This is a genomic window from Salipiger sp. PrR002, assembly GCF_010500775.1.
Taxonomy (GTDB): domain Bacteria; phylum Pseudomonadota; class Alphaproteobacteria; order Rhodobacterales; family Rhodobacteraceae; genus Salipiger.
This window is the reverse complement of the sequence record NZ_JAAGOU010000019.1, coordinates 1-21,514: the sequence shown is the minus strand read 5'-3', so window position 1 is coordinate 21,514 and position 21,514 is coordinate 1. Positions and strand designations below refer to the sequence as shown.

Here is a 21,514-nt window from a genome sequence, read left to right as displayed (position 1 = left end):
GGTTGGTCTCAGCGTCTGCGCCGCCGAGTCCAACCCGCGCGGGCCGGGTTTAGGCCCGGCCCGGGGAAGATGAGACAGGGATCGGCTCCTCAATGATCAGGCCCATCTTGAAGGCGCCGGGGTTCTCCCAGGCAATTTCTGTCTCTCCTGTGTTCCACCGAAATCTCAGTCCCAGGAAATGTTCTTCTCCTGCGGCATCGAGGTGAAAAACTTTGGAGATCGGGAAGGCATAGAGTTTCTTTGCCAGCATGGTTCTTGTCCCAAATAGTTGAAGCCGGATAGCGCGCTATCCGGCCTGCCCGCTGGCGAGGCCGGGGGTAGCAAGGGCAGCAGAAATCGACAGGGGTGGTGCGGCCCGCAGGCCTTCGGCCGAGGACACGGCCCTGGCTATTTCTGTTGACCGCGCGAGGGGCTGCGCCCCTTAGCCCTGTCCATGCAGTTTTGCTTGCGGGCTTCGGTTTTCATTCTGGATGGGATGCCCTAGCGTAAGAGATGTACGCTTTGTGCTAAAAAGGAGTGTTTCATGCAACATTCATCATTCGCTGCATTCTTCGTCTCTGTGCTGATGCCGCTCACCCTTCAGGCGCAGCAGGAGACCGTGACGCAGAAGGGGACCGTGGCGGGCGCTGCACCGGTGGTGATCTCGGACGTGACCTGGTCTCACAGCCTCCAGCGCGGATTGCCGGTGCATGATCTCGAGGGCCCCGGCGCTTCGCTGCAGCTCGTCTGCGACCCGGATCGTGTCTTCGGCCCGCAGCCGAATGGGTCATTTGCTGTCACCCTGCCGCAGGAGCGCGCGCCGACGCGGATCGTGGTCCTGGCACAGACCGGCGAGCAGGCGGCGTTCGAACTCGAAGACGGCCGCGCCCTGCAGACGAAGGCCGATCCCGACGCGTGGGCGACGCTGGTCGCCATCCTTGGATCGAACACGGAATTCGCCGTGGTCAGCGCGCATGATGCGGTGACCTGGAATGTGGGCGAGGTCCTGACTGGCCCGTGTGAGTGAGCCGGCACCGCGGGCAGTAGCGCGCGTTGACGCTTATCCCGCCGCCTTCCGCTCGTAGAGCGCGAGCGCGTCGAGACCGTAGAGCCGGAACAGCGCGCCGATGATCCGCGCGTCGGCGATGAGATCGAGCGGATCGCCGATCTCCGCGCGCAGGGCTCGGACAATCTCGGGGTCCGAATAGGCATTCACGAAAAGCCCGCCGCTGCCCTCGGTCCGCGTCAGCTCGAGATGCGTCTTGAGCCGCGTGCTGTCGCGCAGCGCGCTTGCGTGATCAAGATCCAGGTATCTCTTGCGTGCCTGCTTCATTAGCGCCTTTTCGAGATAGTCGACGCTGGTGCCGAGCCGGACCGCCAAAGCCTCCAGCCGCGCCATGTCGGCCGGCAGCCAGACCACGAAACCGCGGACGTTCTTCTTCGCTGACGCCCCGGCCTCTTCGGTCGCCGCGGCTTGCCACGCCGCCGCCTTCGGCTGCGCCCGTCGCTTCGGCTGAGGTCGCTTTGAGGTCGCGGGGCTCTCCTTGCTGGCCGGAGCCAGGGCAGGGGAGACGCCGGCGTTGGCGTCGGGTTCGCCCTTCGGCTCTTGCGGCTCGGGAGTGGCGCGGCCCGCGTAGCGGGCCGTGGCCCCTGCGAGCCGGCTGCTCGCCTTTGCGTGCTCGGCGGCGTTTGGCAGCGCGTGGGAGGTGCGCACGACACGGGACCTCTTGCGCTTCTCTGGCTTGGGATCGTCGCTCATTCTGCCGCCTCCCTCACGTCGATGACGGCAAGGAGTTCGTCGAGCAGCGCGTCGCCGCCGGCCAGGATGTCCAGCATGGCGCTGCCCTGCAGTCGCCCGGCGGGCTGGGCGTTTGCTGCCTCCGCCGCCACGCCGAGCGGACCCCAGGCCGCGATCTCGCGCCAGTATTTCGAGTTGGGGATCACGGTCAGCGCATGCGGCATGTCCATGACCGCCTGCAAGGCGTCGCGATCGCGCGGGGTCAGGCTGGCAATGTCGAGATCCCCGGTCAGCACCGAGATCATCTTGGCTGGCACTGCGGTCAGCACCGTGCGCAGCGCCGGGGTCGGGGAGTCGGGTGTGACAGTTTTCAGGATGTCCTCGAACCACTCGAGCGTCCGCTCGGCGATCGAGTAATCCGACTGCTCGGGCCGGGTCGGGATCAATACGAGATCGGTGGCGAGGATCAGGTCCTCGGTGTCGGCATTGGCCCCCGGGCGGGTGTCGATCAGCACGAGATCATAGCCCTCGGCTTCCATGCGGTCGTAGCTGTCGTAGATCTCATCCATATCCGCGACGGCGCCACTGATGGTCAGCTGGTCGTGACGCCAGGCGGGTTTGTCGATCTTGCCCCAGGAGGCGCGGTTGAAGCTGGCCTCCCAGCCAAGCGCCTGCGGGTCGGTGTCGACGTCAAATATGTGGACCTTCATGCCGCGGGCGAGGGCGGCCGAGGCGAGGATGCGGGTCAGCGTGGTTTTCCCGCTGCCGCCTTTCATCATCATTGTCGAGATGGTCTTCAAGCCCGGTCCTCCCAGTCCTGCGGTCCACACATTCAGCACGCCAGAACTCCGGCGGCCCAAGCCTCCAGCGATCAACATCGCCACGGCTCCTGCACTCAAGCTCTCATCTTCTCAATGAGTTAAAAACTCAATATTTCAATATCTGCAGCATTCCGCCGATCCAGCATTCCTGCAATCGTGCAGTCATTCATTTCTGCTCTCCTGCTCTCCTGCTCTCCTGCGTTCCAGCACCTGCTGCGATTTTTTGGCCCGGAGATTGCGCGCGGAGCGCACATGGGGCTGGGGGCCAAAAACCGCACATTGGCCCTCTCCGCCTGGCGTGGGGCGCGTGCGCCCCACGCCAGGCACATCGGGACGGGTGTGATCCGCGGACGGCCCCGGCGGCAGCTCTCGCAGGGGCGAGATTGCCGCCTCCTGGCCTGCGGATCACCGCGCCCTGTCAGCGGGACCCTGACGGGTCCCCGGGCGCGAGACGGAGACCATGAAGGCTGATCGGTTTCCGCAAGCGGAAATCCCCCGAAGGGGCGAAAACCGGCCTTCATGGTCGGTTGGCTGGAACGGTATTGTGTTGTACATCTATAGAGCGTGTTTGAATTTTGATTGCTGCTTGAGGTTGCGATATGCCCCGCGGGCCCCGTCTCACCCACAAGGATATTGCCGAGATCAATCGCCTCCTGGGCGAGGGATTTCCCGATGCCGAGATCGCCCGGCGCTGCGGTCGGTCGCGTCAGACGGTTGCGCGGGTGCGAAACCAGGCGGCCTCCTCGCACACCACGACCGAGGGCGCGGTGGTCGGCACCCGGGTCAGTGTCGAGGAATACGCGGCCTTCAAGGCGCTGATGGAGGCCGAGGGGCTGACGCCCTCGGACGGCATTCGTCGTCTCATGCGGCTGGCTATCGGGGCGCTCGACCTGCGGTCCGAGGAGATCGAGGCGCTGGCGCAGAGCCGGCGCGAGCTCGTGGCGGTGGGGCGCAATCTCAACCAGATGACTCAGCTTGCCAACTCCGGGCGGCTCAAATGGAACGTCCGCGACGGCAAGACCGTGGCGCAGCTAGACGCGCGGGTGGGGGATTTGACCGAGGCGCTGACCAATTTCATCAACGTCGCGCGCCGCCGGACGCTCGCGGATGTGGCCTTCCCGGAGGCGGACAAATGAGGGCAGGGTCGCTGTCGATCGAGGAGGCGGTCCTCGGCTATCCGCTCGAGGACCTTGCGCGCCGCAGCCGGAGCGGCGGGACGGGCACGCGCGTTCCGGGCGCGGGGCAGAGCAGAGTGCAGGCCCGATCCTTCAGGGCCTTTGCCGGCAATGCGCAGCGATCGCCGCAGTCGGTGGTGAAGCGGATCCGGGCTGGGGGCTGTCACTCGAGGGAGGAACTGACCCGCCAGCTCAACTACATCACCCGGGAGGACGCGGCACATGCCACCTGGACCAACTTCGCCGGGGTGGACCGTGATCTTCGGCCCAATACTCTGTCGCGGGCGGTCGAGGACTGGTCTTCGTCCTGGCGCGGCGCGCCCCGGCGCGGGCATACCGACCATATCATCCTGAGCTTTCCCAAGGGGACGGGCATCGAGGCGGCCGAGGCGGTGGCACGGGAGTGGGGGCAGGCGATCTTTGCCAGCGGCGACTATGGCGATCAGTGGCGCTACGTCGCCGCGGTGCACCGCGACCCGGATCACATCCATGCGCATTTTGTCGTCGACAAGGTCGGCTGTGACTGGGGCAACTTCCTGTCGATCAGCATGAAGTCGGAGCTGAACTACGACGTGATGCGCGAGTGCCATGCCGAGCTCTCCCGGGCGCATGGCATCGAGATGGTGGCCTCCAACCGCCTGTCGCGCGGAATCATCGAGAACCCGCCGCGCGAGACCGAGTACCGCGCGGCGCATGACAAGACGGGCCGGGGGGACCTGGTCCCGCCGCCCCCGATGTCGGACGCGGAAAGGGCGCACCGCCGCGCGGTGGTGCAGGACTTTGCGCGGCAGTATTCCAGCCTCGGTCTGCTGGCTTCGCTCTCCGGTCCCGGAAACGCGTTCATGGAAAAGCTGTCGCAGGCGTTCTTTGCGTCGGCGCAAACCCTAGAAGAAGGAGGACGTCTCATGCCCGAGGCAGACACCCTGATGCCGTCCCAGACCCACGCCGCCGAAGAGGACCAGAGCTTTGATCCCGTCGCGGCCATGACGCAGGCGCGGGACCAGTTGCTGGCCGAGGCGCGGGAGACTTGGGAGAGCATTCAGGCGATGGAGGCCGGGCCGGAGCGGGTGCGGATGGAGGCGGAGTTCTCCCGCACCAGCACCGAGCTCTTGGCGGCGACCCAGGCCGATCCCTTTTTCAAGGACCACGCGATGGTGGCTGAGACGCGCGACGATGTCTTTGCGCATCTGACCCCCGCGTCGCTGCAGCACGTACGGGACGGTCTCGAGGCGGATGACCGGCGCATAGGCCAGATCGACAGCACGTTGGACGATCTGCGCGAAGCGCTGATCGCGGCGTTCTCGAACGAGTCCGAGCTGATGGCCCAGATGGGCACGACGCCCGAGGAGCTGGCGGAATACGCGGCGCAGGGGGACCATTCCCGGGCGCAGGCAGCGCTGTGGCAGGGCCGCGCGGAAAACCTGGACGAAGGTGCATCCGCGCGGCTGGCCGCGGTCTTCGAAGAGGGGCATCGGATCATCGACGGCGTGGCGGTGCCGCGGGACCTTGTCGAGCAGCTGGCGCTCGACCAGCTGCTGACCGTGGACAAGCACCACCAGCTTGCCGATGTGCCCGCCATCGAGAGCCTCGTTGATCGGATGGCGGATACGCTCTCGGACGCGGAGCTCGCACAGGTCCTCGAGGGGGACAGCACTCCGCTGCAGGACGAGATCCGCGATCCCGCGGTTCGGGCGGCTGTCGCCGCCGAGCTGAAGAACGAAGCCGACCTCGTGGTGGGGCAGGGGGCCCGCGAGCGCGAGACCGTGGAGGCCTACCAGGCCATGGCGCAGGTCCGGCAGGCCGAGCTCGCGGCCGAGCATGCCGCTGAGCGTGGCTTGGACATTGAGGACGGGCACGAGCTCTAAGCAGACGGGAGGATCCCTGACGATGATCCAGAATCTAGATACGGCGTGGCGCTACCCGCTCGCGGTCACGGGCGGGGTGCTGGCCGGCGGCTACATCGGTTCCATGCTCGCGACGATCTACGGCGCGCTCGTATTTCGCGAGAGTTTAAACAGTCTCGATCCGCTTGAGCCCTGGTTCCTGCGCTGGAGCTGGCCCGCGCTTCAGGCCAATCCGGACGCGCTGCAGGTGATGGGTCTTATCAATGGATCGGTGACGCTTGGTCTCGTGACCGTGGGGGTCGCCGGGGTCTACCGCGGCCGGCTCACCAGCTATGATGACGCGCATTTCCAGTCGCGGCGGGAGATGCGGCGCAACAAGATGGTCAAACCGATCTCCGAGGAGGGGTTCGTCTTCGGCAAGACCACGGGGCCGGAAAAGCAGGGGCTCTACATCTCTGCCACGCCAAACCGGTTTCCTCATTTCATCATGGTGGCCCCGTCGGGGCGCGGCAAAGGTGTGGGTTTTGTCAGGCCGAACCTTCTGCATCATGGCGGCAGTGCCATTGTGCTCGACGTGAAGGGCGAGAACTTCGAGAAAACCGCGATCCATCGCCAGAAGGGGCTCGGGAACCGCATCTGGTATTTCTCACCCTTCGATTACGTGGAGACGGAAGACGGGCCTTCGACAAGGACGCATCGCTTCAACCCGCTGGCGCGGATCGCGGCCATGTCTTCGCCGGACCAGCAGTATACCGCGCTCAATATCCTGGCCGACCAATTCCTGGTTGTGCAGGGAGATGCGGCCAAGGGCTTCTACCAGGCCGGCAAGCGGCTCTTCGTCGCCTCCTGTCTCTTTGCCATCGAGCAGGGCAGGCCGAACCTCGGTTTTGCCAAGGAGGTCTTCGGGGGCGGCGGCAAGACCGAGGAGACGTACCGCGAGTACGCCGAGATGACCGACATCCCCATCGTCGCGACGATCTTTTCCGAGATGGCGGGGATGAGCCAGAAGATCACCGACAGCTACCGCTCGGTGATCAATGGTGCCGGCTTCCAGCTCTGGGATGATCCTTCGGTGGTCCGCGCGACGCTGGAGAACGACTTTGATCTGACCAGCTTCCGCCGCGAGGCGCAGACGCTCTACATCACCACGCAGTCCGAGCACCTGACCACACTGGCGCCACTCGTGCGCCTACTCTTCGCCGAGGGCATCGCGTCGCTGCAGCGCGCCGAGCCGCGATCCGACGAGCCCTACACGGTCATGTTCCTGATGGACGAGTTCGACCAGCTCGGGCGCCAGCCGCTGGTCGAAAACAGCATCAAGACCATCCGCTCCTTCGGGGGACGCTTCTTCATCATCACCCAGTCGATCGCCGGTCTTGACAACCCGTCGCTCTATGGCGAGGCCGGGCGCCGCGCGCTCATGGCCGGTGCCGGGGTGAAAATATTCATGACGCCCCAAGAGGACCACACGGCGACGGTCCTGTCGGACATGCTGGGCAAACACACCGTGGTGTCGAAGACCGAAAGCCAGAGCCGTATTCGCGAGCTCGACGACAGCGCCAGTATCAGTCGCCGCAGCGAAGAGCGGGCGCTGCTCTCACCGGGCAAGCTCCTGCAGTTCCCGATCGACGAGGTGCTGATCCTGCCGGAGGGTCAGTATCCCATCAAGGCGCATCGGATCACGTCCTACGAGGACCACCATTTCGGGCCGATTGAGGCGGCGCGACATGGGCATGCGCTGCCCTATCCGCCGCTGACCGCCAAGCCGAAGCGCAAGGTCGCGAGCCTGGCGCAGATTACGCAGGCGGAGGAGACGGTCGAGACCTGCCAGCACTACGGCGCGCGGTTTGCCGAGATGCGGGCGCGAGCGGAGGCCAAGCAGAAAAAGGGCGGGGAAAGCGGAGTGGCCTCCCGGCGGCGTCCCAAACGGGCAGGGGCCACGGATTTGTCGAAGTTTGAGGATGCCGATGGGGGCGTGCAGAAGCAGGAGAGCGAGAAGGTCTAGGAAGCCTTTTCCCCGGTCGGCCGATCCTTCTGTCCTCACCGCCCACCGCCGGACCTGAAAAACGATCTTTGGCCCTGAAAAACTGTACCTGCTGCGGCGATGGCATGAATTTTGTCACCGGGTCCGCGAGTTCGAGGCTGGAGATCTCCAGCCCTCGAGCTCCGCTTCTCAGCCGATGAAGGCTGAACCCGGTGACCGGGCTCATGGCCGCCTGCGAGCACCTTCCGCATCGGCTCTATGAGATTTGGCGATCACTCCTCGCTGTCAGTTATCGGGTAGGCACTCGCTGCTACCCCTGCTGGCCTTGGCGGCACGTCAACCCAGGCTTCCCCGCTGGCCACGACGCAGGCGAGCCCATCGGGATGCACGGCAAGGATCGTCCAGTTTCCCTCCTCAGCCGCGCGCCAGACTTCCACCATCCGCGTCGCAGACTGAAGTCCACGCCCGACAAGAGCTTCGTCGTAGGTGCTTTCGAGCGTTCCGGTGATGGTCTCGTGGAGTCCGCAGACCATCTGCGCCGAAGCTGGCGGCCCGGCGGCGGCCAGTCCAAATGTCAGGCTGAGACTTATCAGACGTTTCCACATGATCTTCTCCTTCCCTTTCCCGGGGTCGGAGAACTCAAGGGCAACGACCCCAGCTCCAAGTTGCGTCATATATATGGTGTCTGAGCACTGCGATTACACCGAAACCTGCCGAAGATTTGATCTATTTCGACCTGAGGGGCGGACGGCAGGGCTGTTCTTGAGTGGGTCAGGACTGCGCCCATGTTGCGCTCCTTCAGCCTGAAGAAATGTCGTTGCACGGCGGGGGAGGGGGATCACAGCACGCCACCGAGTTTGCGTCCCACATGCGCGCGTCGCGCTCGCCAGCACCACACGCCAAAGTTGATTTCGCAGGCAGTTAGGTTGCTCTAAACGAACAGGACTTGATCCGGGCGCTCGCAGAGGTGCCGAAGTCATTGGGTAGGAGAAGAGATACGATATGACCGTGAGAATGTTGTCGGACGCCGCACTGAGACGCCGAATAGGGCGCTGCCGCGAACTCGACGAGCTTGTTTCGAACCGATACGAGCGAAATGCCACGCGATTGCATGACTTTTATCAGATGATCGCGGCCGGTGAAATCTTTGACGATCCCGACGTCGGTTGGCGGGAATGGAAGCTTGGGCGGCACGGCCACTGGTTGCAAACCATAGACGACATGAAGACGACATACCTCGGTGAGCTCAAGCGCCGTCGTTTCCGGTCATTGGATGACATGCAACTCAGCGCGCTGTGCGCGCGCCGCGAGGGTGAAGCAACCGGACTGATGGACAACGATGCGGGTCCTCTCCCATCGGCCGAGGTGGAAGCTTATGCGGAGGTAAGCGACCACGACCTTGCCATCGAACTCGCAAGGCGGGCTGATTTGTCGGCTGACGACACGATTGCGGAATATAAAGAGCGGCTCTCGCGATCGGGGTGAGCTGCTTTGGCGCGCTGAAAGGCGGTGGCGCAAGATCTTGAGGGTGTAGGGTCGGCAGCTCCATGAAGCCTCGAAGACCAGTGGCCGGCTCAAACCGTTCATATCTATGTCGTGCAGGCCCTGATATCCGGCTTGGTTGCATAGCGGGGGCACGGTGAGTAGTTTGGCGATACCAGAAACAGGTTAGGTCGGTGCGGTTGGCCCGGCCCCCGCGAACGGGTCCTTTCGCGCATCGGCGCTCCGATTGCCGCGTCCCATGGTCCAAGCGCCTGCGCATGTTGCGCAGGCGAGCTTAGAGGACATGGACATGCAGCAACAGATCTCGGTGATCACCCTTGGAGTTTCTGATCTCGAAAGATCCAAAAGGTTCTATGGCGACGGCTTCGGCTGGACCCCGGTATTCGAGAACGCGGAGATCGTCTTCTACCAGATGAACGGCGTCCGTATTCGGGACATGGCTGAAGGCATCGCTCGAAGAGGATGCCAGGGCAAGCGATCTGCCCCCGGCGGGAGCCATGTCGCTCGCCCACAATGTGCCTGAGGAAGGGGATGTGGCGAGCGTCATGAAAACGCTCGTGGCTGCGGGGGCGACCGTCCTCCGAGAGGCCGATGCGCCACCCTACGGGGGCGTCCGAGGCTACGTCGCGGACCCCGATGGCCACATCTGGGAAATCGCGTGGAATCCAGCCTGGCCGATCGACGAAGAGGGTCACGTCGTCTTCGGCGTGTAGCGATGCCTGGCGCTGGTCGGAGGGACATATCCAGCGGCGCGCCTCAATGCGCCGACATTTCCGAGTTCACGTCCCCGCCAACGAACTCGGGCCGGGCGATCGCATTCGGCCGATGCTGAGCCGAAGCAATACATCTCCCGCCAGAACTAACCCCGCCTTTTCGGTCGGGGTTAGTTCCAAAATCGATATGCTTACTTAGCGATTGCCAATGCTTCGAGATCACCCCCAGCAGCAAGGTGTTCCTCAACCCATTTCGGCTTTCGACCTCGGCCAGTCCACGTTTGGGCCGAGTTCTCGGGGTGTGCGTACTTGGGCGTGCCTTTCGAGCCTTTGGTGCTGCCGGCCTCCATCAATTCCGAGAGGGAATACCCGGCTTCCTTTGCAAGAGCCTCGGCGGCGGCCCGAGCCTCGGCTTTCTTGCGGACGTCATAGTCGGCGAGAGCTTTGTCAACTTTCTTGCTCAGCGCCGTCAGATCTTCTTTTGACATTGAGAGTAGATCGAGTTGCGGGGTCATTGGTTTCTCCAAATTGGGATCGACCCTATGTCGTCGGAATGAAAGCTGACCGCAAGTCGCGATAATGTGACTGTGATCGCAAGAGCTGGATTGCGCTTGACGCTGACATCCGTTCTCGGCGGTTTTTGGGTGAAAATAAGGCGCCAACAGGGAAAAAAATAACTGCGCCATTTAGAAGTTCTAGGCCAAAGGGATCAGCTGAAAGAAAGAGAAGATGGGGGCGACTTTTTCTCAACATATTGGCGCACTGAAAGAGAAACGAATTTCGTGGGTCGCCTGCTGAAGAGAGAAGGGCGCCGAAAATCGGGGGAGGATAAATGCGATTTTGAACCGGGCTCTTTAACTGCCGGTCCCTGGCCGCAGTGCCGCGTCGATGCAGCTTCAGCTCTTATGCCTGAGCGCGCTATCCTTTTCATGAAGGGCTACACCGTGTTCGACGTCGCGCAGATCGAGGGTTTCTGGGTTTCGCGGAGGCCGGCAAGGGGGGGCGTAAGCGGCGGCCTCCCATCCCCAGAAAAAATGTTCTCCGGCCTTCGGCGGACGCAGGCCCCTTTAGGTTTCTAGGCGAGGGGCTTTGCCCAACGCTGTGGGAGTACGCGGCGAAGTTCCATCAAAAATGTGATGTCGAATAGTGCATCAACGCGAGCTGAGATGTAGAAATGTGCATCAGGACTTCGGGTCGCCTTGCGTGATGATGTACGTAAAGATATCATAGGCAAGAGTTGATGCAGAGAAGAACATTGAGATGAGCTACGACGTTGTAGACATAGCAGGGCGGTTGCAGGCTGCGCGCAAGGCCGTGGGATTAAGCCAACGCGAGTTGAGCGATCTGGCTGGCGTGCCCCAAGCACAGATTTCTCGCATCGAGGCTGGCACGGTCGACCTACGCCTCTCAAGCTTGGTCGCGCTTGCCCATGCCCTTGATCTGGAACTCACCCTTGTCCCGCGCAAAGCCGTGCCGGCCGTCCGCTCCATCAGCCGTGACGCAATAGGTGCAAACCGCCAAAACGTCTTCGCGATACAAAAGGAAATGCAACGCATTGGCGAGACCGTGCGTGGCCTCCAGGTCACCATGCCAAAGCTCGAAGGCCTCAACCAGCTTCAGAAGACCTTTTCTGAGCTGCGCAGCGTCCGCGTTCCCACGCTCGATCCCGAAACGCTCAAGCAGCTTCGAAAGACGATCGAGCAAATCAGCAAGCCCACGAAGGAACTGACAGCCCTGAACGAGAGCATCAAGCTGATGACCTCCATCCGCAACAGGGCTATGCATGAGCAGGATCCCGACACCGGCACCGCACCATCTCGTCCGGCCTACTCGCTTGATGAGGAGGATGACGATGCCTGATATTTCTGTTTTGACCGTCAAGCTCTATGGCGAGCCAATCGGGACGCTCACCCATCTTGGTGATGAGCGATCGATTTTTGCCTTTACCGACGGATACATCAACGACCCGGACCGGGCGACGCTCGGCCTGCATTTTAAAGACCAGTATGGCGAGCTCATCACCGATTTCTCGCCGGTCAAGATGAAGCTTATGCCCTTCTTTTCGAACCTCCTCCCTGAAGGGCATCTCCGACACTATCTCGCAGAAAGGGCCAGCATCAACGAGAAGCGCGAGTTCTTCCTGATCCAAGCTCTTGGTCGAGACCTGCCGGGCGCCGTGACCGTCGAAGCGTCCGATGATGACCCATGGCCGTTGATCGATGATCTTGATGCTGCCGCCGAGGGTGATGGTGACAACGCGCATGAAAATGCTCTCCGGTTCTCGCTTGCTGGCGTGCAACTAAAGTTTTCGGCCGTCATCGACGCCGCCGGTGGACTGACCATCCCGGCGAGCGGCATCGGGGGAGGTTGGATCATCAAGCTGCCGTCTCAAGAGTACCGTGGGGTCCCCGAAAACGAATTTTCCATGATGTCGCTTGCCCGTATGGTCGGGATAAATGTCCCAGCCATTGATCTGGTGGATATCGGCGGTATTAAAAACTTGCCAGATGGTATCGATCGCCTTGGCGACAAAGCTTTTATTATTGAACGTTTTGACCGCCGCGAAGATGGCACGTCCGTCCATATCGAAGACTTTGCTCAAGTCTATGGTGTCTATGCCGAAAACAAATACAAGAAAGCGAGCAACCGCAACATTGCTGCGGTCATTGCCGCCGAGTCCGATCACGCGGATATCGCCGAGTTCATCCGCCGCCTGACTTTCAATACCCTCATTGGCAATGGTGACATGCACCTGAAGAACTGGTCACTCATCTACCCTGACCAGCGGAATGCAAAGCTTTCACCTGCCTATGATTTCGTGTCGACGATCCCCTATCTCCCGGGCGATCAATCGGCCCTGAATTTCAGCCGCACGCGGCGGTTTGATGGATTCACGGAAGACGAGCTTCTACATCTTTCCAGCAAGGCTGCACTGCCAAGAAAGCTGGTCATCGAGACCGCACGCGAAACTGTCGAGCTCTTCATGGATCGATGGGCGACTGAGAAGGCGCATCTTCCGATGGGGAGTGACGTGGTGGAGGCCATCGACAAACACCTGACGACTTTGCCGATCTTATGCGAGGCGCTCACCTGAGAGGCAAAGCAGCATGCAGCATGATAGTCCCTGACGCAAAAGTTCAAACATTGGCCGGCTGCCATCCGAGGCAGCTGGTGCGCGTGATACGAATGTGCGCCGTTGGTTTACGCCAGGCAAGCACGGCGAAAAAGATAGGCTCGAGCTTCTCTCCCACGGCACTATCGCGCTTTGCGAAGTCGCGCGGCCGAGAGCGTTGCGGGCTTTACGGCATGACGCTCGAATGAGAAGAGACCCGCGAAGGCGCCGGTGGTAACGGTTGTCCCTCGATCCCGGAGCGAGCATGGCCAAGGAAATTGAGCGGAAATTCCTTCTCATAGCGGACACATGGCGCGACGCCGTTACCCACACAGTCGAGATCCGGGACGGTCTATTGGCCTTCCGCGATGGTCGAAAAATCCGCGTGCGCTTCAGCGATGACAAAGCCACGCTCAGTGTGAAGGGGCCGAAGAAGGGGTTTACGCGGGACGAATTCGAGTACGAGATCCCCGCAAGTGATGGCTTGGTTCTGCTGGAAGATCATTGCGACGGCACGATCTTGAGAAAAACCCGGCATTTCGTGCCTCACGACGGTTTGGTTTGGACCGTCGACGAGTTCCACGGTGTTCATTCAGGTTTGGTTCTGGCCGAAGTGGAACTCGAGAGCGAAGATGCGGAGTTCTCCAGGCCACTCTGGTTAGGTCGAGAAGTGTCGGGCAAGCGCCAGTACCGACAGTCCACCCTCTTCAAGAAGCACTGAGCCGTTTTCTCCTGAATGGACGCCAAGCGGCGCCGGCTTGGTCTTGCGCCTGCGGCAGCGTGGCTGATCCCTATCGCCGATCATTCCGCTCGGGCGTGTGTGGTGCGACAAACTGCCGGTGGATGCGAGGTTGTTGGACGCCCAAAAGCCGCGGGACATATAAAACAGTCACATACTTATGGAAGGTGAACACTCGTCAACTCGGATTGGGGGAAGATCAGTGAGCAATCAGACTTTCTGGACTGCGTCGAAGGAGAAGTCCTCCAAGCGCGGCACCGAAGTCATCTTCGGCGCTTTCGGCGATGACCAGATCAACACCGACAGCGCATTCGCCATCGTCCATGGCGGCCTTGGCGACGACACGGTGTCGGTCGGCGGTAGTGGCATCGTGTTCGGCGGCTGGGGCGATGATCGTATCATTGCGGGCAGCGGGCCCGTGCGCGCCTTCGGCGGCCTCGGCGATGATACCATCGAACTTGGCGGCGGCGAGGATCGTGTCGATGGCGGCTTGGGCTTCGACACGGCGGTGCTGGCAGGCTCGATCAACGAGTATGTCTTTTCCGAGGTCGGGCGCAAAACGCTCACGCTGACTTCGGCCAGCCAGACGGCGCATCTGGCTTCCATCGAGGTGATCCGGTTCGACGATTTCACCTACTATACCGACGGGCGCAACAACGCGGTGCTCGCCGGCGACGACATGTTCGCGACCGGCGAAAACGACCCGTTGGCAATCAGCCTCGAGGTGCTGCTCGCCAATGACCGGGATTTCGACGGCGACACGCTGACCATCGCCTCGGTCAACGCCATCAGCGCCGCAGGGGCCACGGTCAGCTTCGACGGCAGCGCCGTTGTCTACGATCCGGGCACACTCTTCGACGTGCTGGCCGAAGGGCAGCAAGCCAGCGACAGCTTCAGCTATGTGGTGACCGACAGCGCCGGCAGTACCGTCAGCGCCACGGTCACGATCACGATAGAGGGCCGCAACGATGCGCCGGTGCTGAGCGTGGCATCGGCCATCAGCGTCGCCGAGAACGCAACTCTGGTCCCCGCCGCCATCTCGGCGGGCGATGCCGACGGAGATGTGCTCGGCTTCAGCCTTTCTGGGGATGACGCGGCGCTTTTCACTATCGACGCCGGGACCGGTGCGCTGGCCTTCGCGGTGGCACCAGATTTCGAGGTGCCGCAAGACGCGGATGGCGACAATGTCTATGACCTCACCGTTACCGTGAGCGACGGGGCGGGCGCCAGCGACAGCCGAGATATCGCGGTGACGGTGACCGACGTGGTCGAGATCGAGGCCCGGATCAACGAGTTGCACTATGACAACGCTGGCACCGATACCGGCGAGTTCGTCGAGGTCCGCGTCGGAGCTGGGCAGGATGCCTCGGTGCTCGGCGTGGTTCTCTACAACGGCTCGAACGGCAGCGTCTACAACACGCTGGCCCTGCCCGGGAGCCCGGCCTCGACCTCAGGTGGCTACGACTACTACCTGCTCGAGCTGCCAAGCAACGGACTGCAGAACGGTAGCCCGGATGGCATCGCGCTGGTCAACGGCGATACGGTGATCGAGTTCCTGTCTTACGAGGGCAGCTTTGTCGCCAACGATGGGCCGGCCGAGGGCATGACGTCAACCGACATCGGCGTCTCCGAGGTCGCGGACTCGCCGGTGGGCACTGCCCTCGAACGTGCTGAGAACGGCGAGGGCTGGAGTGTCACCGAGGCCGACACGCGCGGGCTGAGCAACGATTACACGCCGCCCTTCGTCGGCCGAATCAACGAGTTTCACTATGATAACGCTGGCATCGATGCCGGCGAGTTCGTCGAACTGCGCGTGGTCGAGGGCACGGATGTCTCCGCAGCCGCGGTCGAGCTCTACAACGGCTCGAACGGGGCTCGCTACGGGGCCTTCTCGCTCAGCGGTCTGCTGGCCTCCACTTCGGGTGGCTACGACTACTACCTGCTCGAGCTGCCAAGCAACGGGCTGCAGAACGGTAGCCCGGATGGCATCGCGCTGGTCAACGGCGATGCGGTGGTCGAGTTCCTGTCCTACGAGGGCAGTTTTACCGCCGCGGATGGAACCGCAGCGGGGCTGACCTCCACGGATATCGGCGTTGCCGAAGGCTCCTCGACCGCTGCGGGGCTGTCGCTGCAACGAGACGAGGCGGGCGATGGCTGGGCCGACCCCGCCACCGAGACCCCCGGCGCGGCCAACGACGGCGGCAGCGGCACGGGCGGCGGCATCGCGGCACCTTACAGTTTCGATTTCGAGACCGAGATCGCCGGGGCCGACTGGCAGGTGGTTTCGCGCGATGCCGACACGGCCAACAGCTGGTATGACTCGAGCTACGGCGGCGACGGTTTTGCCGCGGTCAACGCCTATGGCGACGCCGCCGCAGCCGATGACTGGCTGATCTCGCCGCTGATCGACATCTCGGCACTCGAGAACCCGGTGGCGCGCTTTGCCAGCGCCAAGAACTACGACGACGGCGGTATTGCCGATCCCGAGGTCACCTTCCTCTATTCCACCGACTACAGTGGCAGCGGCGATCCGGCGGCGGCGACATGGACCGAACTTCCCTACACCGCCTCCGCTGGCAGCTTCGCCGAGACCGCGTCGGGCGAGATCGACCTGTCGGGCATTGCGGCAGGCAGCGTCCACTTCGCCTTCCGCTACCAATCCTCGGGCACCGGGTCCGGCGACAGTTCGCTTTGGCAGATCGATGACTTCGCGGTGGGCGAGGCGGCCAGCACGCCCGTGCCGACCGAGACGACGCTGATCTCGGAGGTGCAGGGCACGGGCGCGGCCTCGGCTCTCGAGGGACAGGTGGTCACCATCGAGGCCATCGTGGTCGGCGATTTCCAGAACGGGGCGTTCGGCACCGACGGCGATCTCGATGGCTTCTACCTGCAGGAACAAGACGCCGATGCCGATGGCACCGCGCTGAGCTCGGAGGGCATCTTCGTCTACGAGGGCAGTGCGCCTTTGCTTGACGTCCAGGTGGGCGACCGGGTTCGGGTGACCGGCACTGTGGCGGAATACTTCGGCGAGACGCAGCTTTCGGCAATCAGCTCGATTGAGGTGACGGGCAGCGGCATCACGCTGCCGACCGCCGCCGAGATCAGCTTCCCTGTGGCCGGGGTGACCACCAACTCGGACGGCGCGCTGATCGCCGACCTCGAGGCCTATGAAGGCATGCTGGTGACCGTGCCGCAGGAAATGACCGTCACCGATCTCTACACGCTCGGTCGTTTCGGGGACATGGGGCTGAACGCGCAGGGGCTGGTTGAGACCTACACGCAGGCGAACACGCCCGATGCGTCGGGCTTCTCCGCCTTCATCGAGGAGCAGGTTAAGAACACGCTCATCATCGACGACGGATCGACCGAGCAGAACCCCTCGGTGATCCCGTTCGAGATCGACGGCGAGACCGGCCGGATCGCCGGGGAGTTCGATGCGGAAGATGCGCTCGGCGCCGGTGATACGGTCGTGGGCCTGACCGGCGTGCTGCGCTACTCGCGTGGGTCGGGCGGCTCCGGGGATGAGATCTACCGCCTCAACCCGACCGAGACGCCGGAGTTCGAGGACACCACTCCGCGCGAGACCGAGGCTCCGGACGTGGGCGGCAGCATCACCGTTTCCTCCTTCAACGTGCTCAACTTCTTCACCTCGCTGGAAGACGAGGGGCTGACCGCTGGGCCAGACGGGGCCGAGGTGCGCGGCGCAAGCAATGCCGAGGAAATGGCGCGGCAGCTCGACAAGCTGGTCTCGGCGCTGACCGCGCTCGACAGCGATGTCATCGGGCTGCTCGAACTGGAGAACGAGATCGGTGATCAGAACGGCGACGGCCAGTTCGCCATCGGCTACATCGTCGATGCGCTCAATATCGCGATGCCCGATGCCGACTACCAGTACGTCGATCCCGGCGTACCCTACGTCGGCGGCGACGCGATCATGGTGGGCATGATCTACGACGCCAACGCAGTGCGGCTCGCCTCGGGCACCACGGTCGAGATCCTGACCGATGCCGACCTTGCTGCGCTCGGGGTCGATCCCGGCAACCCGGTGTTCGAAGGCTCCGGTACCAGTCGCGTGCCGCTGGCCGCGACCTTCGAGGAGATCGCCAGCGGCGAGACCTTCACCGTCGCGGTCAACCACTTCAAGTCCAAGGGCTCGGTCAGCCCCTTCGGGGATAATGCCGATACCGGCGATGGCACCGGCAACAACGACGAGGCCCGCACCCAGGCGGCCGCGGCGCTGGACGCTTGGCTTGACTCCGACCCCACGGGCTCGGGCGACAGCGACGTGCTGATCATCGGCGATCTCAACTCCTACGCCAAGGAGGACCCGATTGCGCTGCTCGAGAGCGAAGGCTACCAGAACCTGATCGCGGCCTTCCTCGAGGACGACGCCTTCGAGTATTCCTATGGTTTCCCCGTCGATCTCGACGCGTCGCCGCAAGCGCAGACCTTTGGCGCGCTCGATTATGCGCTGGCCAGCAGCTCGCTCGCCGCGCAGGTCACTGGAGCGGCGGAGTGGCACATCAACTCGCTCGAGGCGGCGGTGTTGGACTACACGACCGACTTCCTGCCGGAGGATCAGGTGGATGATCTCTACGCGCCGCATGCCTTCGGCTCGTCCGACCATGATCCGCTGACGATCGGCCTGTCGCTGGGCAGCGACGCGGGGCTGCTGGCTTAAGGACACTGCCTGTCGCGAGCGCGATGTGCGTGCGCTCGCGGCAGGCGCGGTGTTGGTCGATGGTTCACCGCAATATCGCGGGTTTTCTTCTGTATTGCGTCCAGCGGATGTGTGGCCAAGAGAGTGGAGCAAGCCTTCGCGCCAGATGCCGCTATGGCGGCACTGAGCCCATCAACCTGGAGCTTCCTTAGCCGTCGTGCCCGTCAGACAGGGAAAAGGCCTGAAACGGATGCATCTTGCAGATACAGCACTGTCAGATGCCAGTTCATTTCAAGGGTGAAGGACAGCAGGTTCCTCGTGATCGGAACGGGGCGTTCGCTCGATCGTGGCGGGGTCGATCTCACGCATGGTCAGTTGAGCATTCACGCGGCGTGCAGCGGGTCCCGCGCGAAACCACTTCGAAGCGGAAGCGAGGTTAAAACGAGGACGGCGCTGGCCCTCTCTCGGCATGGAGGCCTCCATTACCACCTCGATCATCTCATCAATGCGGTACAGGCCGCCCGCGACGGGGAGGGGCATCTGGCGCTGCTGAAGGGCCTGACGCTTCACTTCGAGCTTTTCGGCAACATCTGCGAGACTCACCAGGTCAGGGCGGACCTCGCGCAGGACCGTGCCCGCCGGCAGCGCCTTGATCAGCGCCCGCGCGGTCTCAAGGATCACGCTCTCTGCATCGTCCCCTTCGGCTTCCAGCTCTACACCCAGCAGACCGGCATGACCGGTGCCCACGAGAGCATCCTCAAAGCCCGCTTCGAAGACGGCGTCGGAAAGCGCAAATGCGTCGTGCGCACCTTCCGGGAGCGCGAAGACCAGTTCGAATTCGAATTCTTCAGCCATCGGACTTTCCTTCGTCTTTCTTCTCAAGCCTCACGCAGGCCAGAGCCTTCTGCCGGATCTTCTTCGCAAACTGCTGTGGGTTCTTGGGTGTCGACCACACAGACATCTGGCAAAACTCGCCGCAGCGGCATTCTTTATCGTTCGCAGGGCACCGGAGGATCCCCCACGCGTGCCCCTTGCCTTCGACAAGAGCCCATCCCAGCGCTTCGAGCTCTTGGATGACGGCCTCGATTTCCTTCGACGTGTGCTTCTTTCTTGGCACTGAAGATATTCCTCTCCACTAAATTGTCAATGGACAAGATAACTGACGGGCGAGTCCACCACTGCACCTCGTCGTCTACCCCGCCACGCCTCGGTCAGCGGATTCCTCGGACGTTCATCCGACGGCATCAGTCCCGTAAGGCGGCGACGGCGCGAATTTCGTCCTTCAGCTCCGGCCGGCTCAACCCCGATATCCCTATGATCGACCACGCCGGGAACGGGCTCTTGATGAAGCGCTGCTTGACCGCCACGAAGTCCGAAAGCGTCGCTTCGATGTCGACGTGGTAACTGGTGACATCGACAAGATCGGCAAAATCGAGCCCGGCGATCCTCAGGAGTTCTTCGATGCGCTTCAACGCCCATTCAGTCTGCCCGGCGACGTCTTCGGGGGCACTGCCATCCGGACGGGCGCCGACCTGTCCGGAAATGAAGAGAAACCCTCTGGATTTGACGGCTGGCGAGAAGCCGTATTTCTCGAAGGTCGCCCGATAGCCTTCGAACATCTCATTACCCTGCGGTATCTCTAGGGCCTCTTGCGCCATGATCTTGTCTTCCTACTGGGACGCAAATGCATTGGAGCGGCATTTGCTGGTCTGCGAACGCTATCTCTCGCCGATCCAGGCAGCAACCGAGCCCCACAGCGCGGCGTCTGGACCTGCGCCCAGAAATCGCCGCGAAGAGGATGGCGGCGTAGACGGCGCTCCAACCTGGCATGGGTCAGACCCCGACGCTGCCGCACCGCGAGGTAGCTCCGAATTCAAAGCGGTCGCACATTGAGGCTCGCCGGTATATGGCGTGCGGAAACATCGCCTGGGGCCGGCAGCCTTGGATTTCTTACCGATTTAACACGTGACGACTGTCGCGCGGGACCATTTGCCTATGAGCTACACAATAACCGGCGTCCTTCTGGACATGGACGGGCTTCTCCTGGACACGGAACGTCTTCAGATGGAGGTTGGCCCCGATATTGTAGCCCAGTTCGGCCACTCCCTTCCTCTTGAGTTTTTTAGACAATTGGTGGGCGTCGCTCGACTTGATGCGGCTCGTATTATCAGCAACGAAGTTGGGGAAACCATCGATCATTCGGCGCTCGATCAGGCTTGGGATGAAGCCATGGACCGGCGCATGAAATCGGGTGTCCCTCTGCGGCCCGGCGTAGCCGCGCTCTTTGACGCTTTGGACAGATTAGGCCTGCCTAGAGCTGTTGCGACCAATAGCATGACCGCGCGAGCAGAGTGGAAACTCGAACACGCGAGTTTGTTGCATTGGGTCGATGCGGTCGTAGGTGTCGACCAGGTGGAACTCGGGAAGCCAGCTCCGGACGTTTATCTCAAGGCTGCGGAGCTGATCGGCCAGCCACCAGCTGCTTGTGCCGCGTTTGACGATAGCGATCTCGGTGTCCGTGCGGCGCTGGAGGCCGGCGTCGGAGTGGTGTTTCAGATACCCGACTTGGCGCAAAGCAAAGACAGTCGCGCCCATCACGAGGTGCATTCGCTCGACGATGCTCGAGCCGTTCTCGGGATGTGATGGTCGGCTCTGCCTTTGAAGGGTTTGGTTCACGGAGAGACCGCGCGCCGCGCACTCATAGCCGGGGCAGCAGGGGGCAAGGTATTCATGACGTCCCAGGATGATCGGACCGCCTCAGTTCTGGCGGACATACTCGGCAAGCGGAGCGTCGTGTCGAAAAGCAAAAGGCGGCCGAATTCGCGAGCTTGATGACAGTGCCCATGTAGACTTTTCTGACGGGGTGGGAACGCGTCGCACTGACGCTGCGGGCCTTGCCGTTGCGCGCGGGGCGCGCCTCCAGAAATAGCAAAGTGCGCCCCGCGCTGAATGCTCCGTGAGTGGATGTTCTGCATTCAAGATACAAGATAGGAGTGCGGCGCTGTTTGCACAACCATTCCGGGAAAGTTCTGGAAATGCGAGGCGAAAACCCGCCTCCCCGCGAAGATGCGTGCTGCGCCAGTGGCGCGTCGCGCCTGCTTCCGAAGGCGCGCGAATGATTTCTGGCGCAGACCGGTTCCGGGCCAGAGCTTGCAATGCGCGGGAGACACACCCTCGGGCGGCCTAAGGCACTGATAGTGCCCCGCGGCGTGGTGTAGGAAGCCGTGAGCGTCGCTGATCGCGAGG

General features: G+C 62.5%; 20 protein-coding genes. 12 read left to right on the top strand and 8 right to left on the bottom strand.

Features of this window, described 5'->3' with window-relative positions:
• Positions 1-49 precede the first annotated feature (49 nt).
• Positions 50-250, bottom strand: a complete 201-nt coding sequence (locus G0A00_RS17510) for a hypothetical protein (RefSeq protein WP_164182949.1) — start codon at positions 248-250, stop codon at positions 50-52.
• 273 nt (positions 251-523) lie between these two features.
• Between G0A00_RS17510 and G0A00_RS17505 the strand changes: the two genes are divergently transcribed.
• Entirely contained in the window at positions 524-1,006 is a 483-nt protein-coding gene (locus tag G0A00_RS17505) for a hypothetical protein (protein ID WP_164182947.1), read from the top strand.
• A gap of 33 nt (positions 1,007-1,039) precedes the next feature.
• Here the strand turns inward: G0A00_RS17505 and G0A00_RS17500 are convergent, their stop codons facing one another.
• Both G0A00_RS17500 and G0A00_RS17495 read right to left on the bottom strand, forming a co-directional pair.
• On the bottom strand, positions 1,040-1,738 hold the full coding sequence (locus G0A00_RS17500) for a hypothetical protein (protein ID WP_164182945.1): 699 nt from the start codon (positions 1,736-1,738) through the stop codon (positions 1,040-1,042).
• On the bottom strand, positions 1,735-2,517 hold the full coding sequence (locus G0A00_RS17495) for a ParA family protein (RefSeq protein ID WP_164182943.1): 783 nt from the start codon (positions 2,515-2,517) through the stop codon (positions 1,735-1,737). Before G0A00_RS17495 ends, G0A00_RS17500 begins: the two co-directional genes overlap by 4 nt.
• Positions 2,518-3,137: 620 nt before the next feature.
• Here G0A00_RS17495 and G0A00_RS17490 point away from each other — a divergent pair.
• The 3 genes from G0A00_RS17490 to G0A00_RS17480 are packed head-to-tail and all read left to right on the top strand — an operon-like array spanning position 3,138 to position 7,562.
• Complete coding sequence (locus G0A00_RS17490) at positions 3,138-3,674, top strand: helix-turn-helix domain-containing protein (RefSeq protein ID WP_164182941.1); 537 nt, start codon at positions 3,138-3,140, stop codon at positions 3,672-3,674.
• Complete coding sequence (locus G0A00_RS17485; RefSeq protein ID WP_164214218.1) at positions 3,671-5,578, top strand: relaxase/mobilization nuclease domain-containing protein; 1,908 nt, start codon at positions 3,671-3,673, stop codon at positions 5,576-5,578. The genes G0A00_RS17490 and G0A00_RS17485 overlap by 4 nt, the downstream gene beginning before the upstream one ends.
• A 22-nt stretch (positions 5,579-5,600) precedes the next feature.
• Positions 5,601-7,562, top strand: coding sequence for a type IV secretory system conjugative DNA transfer family protein (locus G0A00_RS17480; protein WP_164182937.1), 1,962 nt, complete (start codon positions 5,601-5,603; stop codon positions 7,560-7,562).
• A gap of 251 nt (positions 7,563-7,813) precedes the next feature.
• Here G0A00_RS17480 and G0A00_RS17475 read toward each other — a convergent pair whose 3' ends face one another.
• Positions 7,814-8,146, bottom strand: a complete 333-nt coding sequence (locus tag G0A00_RS17475) for a hypothetical protein (RefSeq protein ID WP_164182935.1) — start codon at positions 8,144-8,146, stop codon at positions 7,814-7,816.
• Between the two features lie 397 nt (positions 8,147-8,543).
• On the opposite strand from G0A00_RS17475, the gene G0A00_RS17470 reads away from it, so the two are divergent.
• The 3 genes from G0A00_RS17470 (at position 8,544) to G0A00_RS26890 (ending at position 9,757) form a co-directional block, all read left to right on the top strand.
• Positions 8,544-9,026: a hypothetical protein gene (locus G0A00_RS17470; RefSeq protein ID WP_164182933.1), complete on the top strand. Its 483-nt coding sequence runs from the start codon at positions 8,544-8,546 to the stop codon at positions 9,024-9,026.
• Positions 9,027-9,333: 307 nt separating this feature from the next.
• Positions 9,334-9,567, top strand: coding sequence for a VOC family protein (locus G0A00_RS26400; protein WP_203595421.1), 234 nt, complete (start codon positions 9,334-9,336; stop codon positions 9,565-9,567).
• Complete coding sequence (locus G0A00_RS26890; protein ID WP_203595420.1) at positions 9,542-9,757, top strand: VOC family protein; 216 nt, start codon at positions 9,542-9,544, stop codon at positions 9,755-9,757. The genes G0A00_RS26400 and G0A00_RS26890 overlap by 26 nt, the downstream gene beginning before the upstream one ends.
• 191 nt (positions 9,758-9,948) lie before the next feature.
• Here G0A00_RS26890 and G0A00_RS17460 read toward each other — a convergent pair whose 3' ends face one another.
• Positions 9,949-10,272, bottom strand: a complete 324-nt coding sequence (locus G0A00_RS17460; protein ID WP_164182932.1) for an H-NS family nucleoid-associated regulatory protein — start codon at positions 10,270-10,272, stop codon at positions 9,949-9,951.
• A gap of 745 nt (positions 10,273-11,017) precedes the next feature.
• On the opposite strand from G0A00_RS17460, the gene G0A00_RS17455 reads away from it, so the two are divergent.
• From G0A00_RS17455 to G0A00_RS17440, 4 genes are all read left to right on the top strand, one after another.
• Positions 11,018-11,617 (top strand): helix-turn-helix domain-containing protein, encoded by a 600-nt coding sequence (locus tag G0A00_RS17455; RefSeq protein ID WP_164182929.1) that lies wholly within the window; start codon positions 11,018-11,020, stop codon positions 11,615-11,617.
• Positions 11,604-12,851: a type II toxin-antitoxin system HipA family toxin gene (locus G0A00_RS17450; RefSeq protein ID WP_368667712.1), complete on the top strand. Its 1,248-nt coding sequence runs from the start codon at positions 11,604-11,606 to the stop codon at positions 12,849-12,851. The genes G0A00_RS17455 and G0A00_RS17450 overlap by 14 nt, the downstream gene beginning before the upstream one ends.
• A gap of 283 nt (positions 12,852-13,134) precedes the next feature.
• Positions 13,135-13,590 (top strand): CYTH domain-containing protein, encoded by a 456-nt coding sequence (locus tag G0A00_RS17445; protein ID WP_164182925.1) that lies wholly within the window; start codon positions 13,135-13,137, stop codon positions 13,588-13,590.
• Positions 13,591-13,810: 220 nt separating this feature from the next.
• Positions 13,811-18,289: an ExeM/NucH family extracellular endonuclease gene (locus G0A00_RS17440; protein ID WP_164182923.1), complete on the top strand. Its 4,479-nt coding sequence runs from the start codon at positions 13,811-13,813 to the stop codon at positions 18,287-18,289.
• Positions 18,290-18,559: 270 nt separating this feature from the next.
• Here G0A00_RS17440 and G0A00_RS17435 read toward each other — a convergent pair whose 3' ends face one another.
• From G0A00_RS17435 to G0A00_RS17425, 3 genes are all read right to left on the bottom strand, one after another.
• Positions 18,560-19,123: a hypothetical protein gene (locus tag G0A00_RS17435; protein WP_164182921.1), complete on the bottom strand. Its 564-nt coding sequence runs from the start codon at positions 19,121-19,123 to the stop codon at positions 18,560-18,562.
• Complete coding sequence (locus G0A00_RS17430) at positions 19,116-19,385, bottom strand: hypothetical protein (RefSeq protein WP_164182919.1); 270 nt, start codon at positions 19,383-19,385, stop codon at positions 19,116-19,118. Before G0A00_RS17430 ends, G0A00_RS17435 begins: the two co-directional genes overlap by 8 nt.
• A gap of 127 nt (positions 19,386-19,512) precedes the next feature.
• Complete coding sequence (locus G0A00_RS17425) at positions 19,513-19,926, bottom strand: RidA family protein (protein WP_203595419.1); 414 nt, start codon at positions 19,924-19,926, stop codon at positions 19,513-19,515.
• Between the two features lie 337 nt (positions 19,927-20,263).
• Here G0A00_RS17425 and G0A00_RS17420 point away from each other — a divergent pair, with 337 nt between their 5' ends.
• The gene (locus tag G0A00_RS17420) at positions 20,264-20,911 is read left to right on the top strand and encodes an HAD family phosphatase (protein WP_164182918.1); all 648 of its coding nucleotides are present in this window, start codon (positions 20,264-20,266) and stop codon (positions 20,909-20,911) included.
• Positions 20,912-21,514 lie beyond the last annotated feature (603 nt).